Annotated in this window: 1 protein-coding gene; it reads right to left on the bottom strand. The window is 76.1% G+C overall.

The window, feature by feature from the left end:
- Positions 1-52: 52 nt before the first annotated feature.
- The coding region (locus ABD323_RS32860) for a thioesterase family protein (RefSeq protein ID WP_344445710.1) at positions 53-838 on the bottom strand (786 nt) is incomplete at its 5' end.

Below are 838 nucleotides of genomic sequence, written 5' to 3'. Positions count from 1 at the left end.
CGGCGCGGTCCCCGGGGGGACCGCGCCGTGACGTTTCTTCACACCTTCGCGCCTACCGCTTGGGCGGGCGCGGAGCGCGGGCGAGCTGGCGGGACTGGGCGACCAGGCGGCCCGAGGCGTCCCAGATCTCCGCGTCCTCCTCGAAGTAGCCGCCGGCCAGGTTGCGGGTGGCGTGGCTGACCCGCAGCCAGCCGGGCACCGGCCTGGCCCGCAGGTGCACGGTGAGCTCGACGGTCGGCGCCCAGCCCGGCAGCCCCAGGTCGAAGGTGACCGGCGGCAGGGCGTCGGCGACCAGCAGCAGCGAGAGCGGGTCCGGCTCGCGCTCGTCGGCGAACTTGAACCAGCCCTGGATCCGGCCCACGTTCGAGGGCTGCCCCAGCGCCCAGCCCACGGTGGCCGGGTCGAGCCGGATGTCCAGGCGCTGCAGCAGCGCGGCCTGGTCCATCAGCGAGGGCGGCGCGTGCTCCATGCCGATGCACTGCTCGAGCGGCGGCAGCGCCGGCGGGGCGGCGGAGGTGCGCACCTCGCCCTGCTGGGCGGCCAGGTCGCCGTAGCTGGCCAGCACCCGCAGCCGCTCGAGGGGCTCGCCGTCGGGTCCGTCCTGGTACAGCGAGGCGGTGCCCGTCGAGAGCGAGCGCCCGCGGCGCACCACGTCGGTCCGCACCGTGAGCGGGCCGGCCGCGGAGGTGGACAGGTAGTGGCAGCTGATCGAGAACGGGTCGGGGTGCTCGGGCAGGTCCTGGCGCAGCGCGTTGGCGGCGACGGCCAGCAGCAGGCCGCCGTTGATGCCGCCGCCGATCTGCCAGCCGGCGCTCAGCTCACCGCGGTGCAGACCCGG

Source organism: Kitasatospora nipponensis (genome assembly GCF_039528135.1).
Lineage (GTDB): Bacteria > Actinomycetota > Actinomycetes > Streptomycetales > Streptomycetaceae > Kitasatospora > Kitasatospora nipponensis.
Note: the sequence above shows the minus strand (reverse complement) of the source record. Positions and strands in the feature narration are given on the sequence as shown.